The sequence below is a fragment of the Pseudomonas cuatrocienegasensis genome, from assembly GCF_900110925.1.
GTDB lineage: Bacteria > Pseudomonadota > Gammaproteobacteria > Pseudomonadales > Pseudomonadaceae > Aquipseudomonas > Aquipseudomonas cuatrocienegasensis.
Window position 1 is genome coordinate 70,969 of the sequence record NZ_FOFP01000017.1, and the last position, 3,541, is coordinate 74,509.

Consider the following 3,541-nt stretch of genomic DNA (forward strand, 5'->3'; position numbering starts at 1 on the left):
GGGCTGGCCAGGTCGAGTGTGTTTTTACGGGTGCGATGAGTAGCCTGGGTCGAGCGCAGCGACACCCGGGGCAGATTTACCCGGGTATCGCGTTGCTCCACCCAGGCTACTGGGTTGCCAAGATCGGTTGGCTTTACTCGATGTCCTCGTAGGGCAGGCCGACGTAGTTTTCCGCGATGGTGCAGCGCCCGGCTGCGGAGCTGACGAAGTAATCCAGCTCGGTCTGCTGCATGCGCACGCTGAACGGGTCGGCATCGGGGAAGCGGTGCAGCATCGAGGTCATCCACCAGGAGAAGCGTTCGGCCTTCCAGATGCGCCGCAGGCAGATCTCGGAGTAGCGTTCGAGCAGTTCGGTGCGGCCCTCGCGGTAGACCTTGAGGAGAATGCGGAACAGCGTGTTGACGTCACTGGCCGCGAGGTTAAGGCCCTTGGCGCCGGTGGGTGGGACGATATGCGCGGCGTCGCCGAGCAAGAATAGGTTGCCGTACTGCATTGGCTCGACCACGTAGCTGCGCAGCGGCGCGATGCTCTTTTCAATCGATGGCCCGGTAATCAACCGCTCAGCGGTTTCGTCGGGCAAGCGCCGTTTGAGTTCGTCCCAGAAGCGCTCGTCCGACCAGTCTTCGACCTTCTCGCCGGCATCGACCTGCACGTAATAACGCGTGCGGGTGGGCGAGCGCATGCTGCACAGGGCGAAGCCGCGCTCATGGTTGGCGTAGATCAGCTCATGGTTGACCGGTGGTGTGTCGGCGAGCACGCCGAGCCAGCCGAACGGGTAGACGCGCTCGAATTCGCGCAGCACGCCCTCGGGGATGGCCTGGCGCGAGACGCCATGGAAACCGTCGCAGCCGGCGATGTAGTCACAACTGACGCGCTGGCTGACGCCCTGGTGAACGAAGGTAACCGAAGGCTGGCCGTCCTTGAGGTCATGCAACTGCACCTCGCTGGCGTTGTAGATCGTCGGCGCGCCGCTGGCCTGGCGCGCGTCCATCAGGTCGCGGGTGACTTCGGTCTGGCCATAGACCATGACCGTCTTGCCGCCGCTGTGGGCTTTCAGGTCGATGCGTTCGCGGCGCCCATCAAAGGCCAGCTCGAAGCCGTCGTGGACCAGGCCTTCACGGTCCATGCGCGCGCCCACACCGGCCTCGCGCAGCAGGTCGACCATGCCTTGTTCGAGCACCCCGGCGCGGATGCGGCTGAGTACGTAGTCCGGGCTTTGGCGTTCGATGATCAGGGTGTCGATGCCGGCGTTGTGCAGCAATTGACCGAGCAGCAGGCCCGAGGGGCCGGCGCCGATGATGGCAACTTGGGTTTTCATTATTGTTGTCCTCAGGTTCAGCGCGGCACGCTCACTGGCCGGCTATGAGGCAGTATTTTTGATGGCAGAAGGGCCGGTTAGAAGGCACTATCCGTTCAATAAATTGGACTATCCGAGGATTTGTTATGGTCAGTGCCGCGTCCGCCACGGTGATCCCGGTGTTCAAGCTGTACGGCGAGACGCGCACCTGGCCGACCCCCGACCTGCTGCACTGCGAGTCGATTGCCGAGCGCAGCCGCCTGCACGACTGGGAGATCCGCCCGCATCGCCACGCCGACCTGGTGCAGGTGCTCTATGTGCAGGCCGGCGATGCCGTGCTGGATGTCGAAGGCCGTCGGCAGGCCGTCAGCGAGGCCTGCGTGCAGGTGGTGCCGGCATTGAGCATTCACGGTTTTGGCTTTTCCGAGGATGTCCAGGGCCATGTGCTGAGCCTGGCGTTGCCGCTGGTCGAGGGCTTGCAACGGCAGACCGGCCTGTCGGCGCTGAGCCAGGCCGGTTGTTACTTAGTGGGTGAGGCGGGTGCGCAGTTGGACGCGTTGTTTGCCGCCATCGCCCAGGAATACCGCGAGCAGGCGCCGGGGCGTGAGGTCATGCTGCAATCGCTGATTGGCCAGTTACTGGTATGGATCGGCCGCCGCACCCTGGCCCAGCCGGAGGTGGACCGCAGCGCCGCGGCGGACAAGGGGCGCATGCACCTGCAACGCTTCAACCAGTTGGTCGAGGCGCACTACCGCGAGCATTGGGCCGTGGAGGCTTACGCCGCGGCCCTGGGGCTGAGCGCGGCGCACCTCAATGCGCTGTGTCGGCGCCTGGCGGGCGTCTCGGCGTTGCAGTTGATCAACCAGCGCCTGCTGCTCGAAGCCAAGCGCAACCTGGTGTACACCACCCTGACGGTCTACCAGGTGGCCGACAGCTTGGGCTTTACTGAGCCGGCCTACTTTTCGCGCTTCTTCAAGCGCGCCACCGGGCTGACGCCCAAGGCCTTTCGCAGCCAGCGTTGAAGTGGCCTGTTACATCAGGAAAAGCACTGCTGACCAACCCGCGGACCTGAGTTGTTAGAGTCCGGGGTTCGACCCGTCAGCGCCCTAGCTAGACGGGCGCTTTGACGACAAGGAACCTGCGCATGCATACCTCTTTCGCAACCGTCGCTCTCGCGCTGGGGCTGGCGACTGTCGTGCCGGCCGCTGTGGCCGCGCCGGTGGCTTATGGCCCTCAACTGGAAGGCTTCGACTACCCCCATCCGCTGCAGCGCTTCACCTTTGCTTCGCAACAGCAGACGCTGTCCATGGGCTATATGGACGTGGCACCCCAGGGCATTGCCAACGGTCGCACCCTGGTATTGCTGCATGGCAAGAACTTCTGCGGTGCGACCTGGGAGGAAAGCATCAAGGTGCTCAGCAGCAATGGCTATCGGGTGATCGTCCCCGATCAGGTCGGCTTCTGCAGCGCCAGCAAACCGGTGGGCTACCAGTTCAGCTTCGCCCAGTTGGCCAGCAACACGGTGGCGCTGCTGGACTCGCTGGAGGTCGACAAGGTCACGCTGATCGGTCACTCCATGGGCGGCATGCTGGCCACGCGCCTGGCGCTCAACCATCCCGAGCGGGTCGAGCAACTGGTGCTGGTCAACCCGATTGGCCTGGAAGACTGGCAAGCCGAAGGCGTGCCCTACGCCACCATCGACCAGATGTACCAGGGCGAGCTGGGCACAACCTTTGAGCGCATCAAGAATTACCAGTTGCGCTTCTACTACAACGGCACCTGGAAACCCGAGTACGACCGTTGGGTGGAGATGCTCAATGGCATGTACCTCGGCGCGGGTAAAAAGCAGGTGGCCTGGAACCAGGCGCAGACCTCCGAGATGGTCTTCACCCAGCCGGTGGTGCATGAGTTCCCCAAGGTCCAGGCGCCTACGCTGCTGCTGATCGGTGGCAAGGACCGCACCGCGCCGGGCGCCAACCGCGCGTCGGAAGCCTTGGCCAAGCGCCTGGGCAACTACCCGGAGCTGGGCCGCAAGGCGGCTGCGGCGATTCCCAACGCCACCCTGGTGGAATGGCCCGAGCTGGGCCATTCACCCCAGGTCGAATCGCCCGAGCAATTTCACGAGGGGTTGCTGCGTGGCTTGAGCGAGCTGAAATAACGGGACTGTTTTTGGGCGATGCCGTCGTTAGTGGCTACCCCCGTAGGAGCGCCGCCCCGGCGCGAAGCTTTGTGGGCGGCCTGCGA

Annotated in this window: 3 protein-coding genes; 2 read left to right on the top strand and 1 reads right to left on the bottom strand. The window is 64.1% G+C overall.

The features are described from left to right. Positions 1-133: 133 nt before the first annotated feature. Positions 134-1,318, bottom strand: a complete 1,185-nt coding sequence (gene pobA / locus BMW49_RS19900; protein ID WP_069519507.1) for a 4-hydroxybenzoate 3-monooxygenase — start codon at positions 1,316-1,318, stop codon at positions 134-136. Positions 1,319-1,443: 125 nt separating this feature from the next. On the opposite strand from pobA, the gene BMW49_RS19905 reads away from it, so the two are divergent. Beyond that, entirely contained in the window at positions 1,444-2,319 is an 876-nt protein-coding gene (locus BMW49_RS19905) for a helix-turn-helix domain-containing protein (protein ID WP_069519508.1), read from the top strand. Positions 2,320-2,441: 122 nt separating this feature from the next. Continuing rightward, positions 2,442-3,455, top strand: a complete 1,014-nt coding sequence (locus tag BMW49_RS19910; protein WP_069519509.1) for an alpha/beta fold hydrolase — start codon at positions 2,442-2,444, stop codon at positions 3,453-3,455. The last annotated feature ends 86 nt before the right edge of the window (positions 3,456-3,541 follow it).

Bases quoted from the DNA above. Each gene is read 5' to 3' on its own strand.
- BMW49_RS19905 (WP_069519508.1), top strand. From the start codon at position 1,444: ATGGTCAGTGCCGCGTCCGCCACGGTGATCCCGGTGTTCAAGCTGTAC.
- pobA (WP_069519507.1), bottom strand. From the start codon at position 1,318: ATGAAAACCCAAGTTGCCATCATCGGCGCCGGCCCCTCGGGCCTGCTG.
- BMW49_RS19910 (WP_069519509.1), top strand. From the start codon at position 2,442: ATGCATACCTCTTTCGCAACCGTCGCTCTCGCGCTGGGGCTGGCGACT.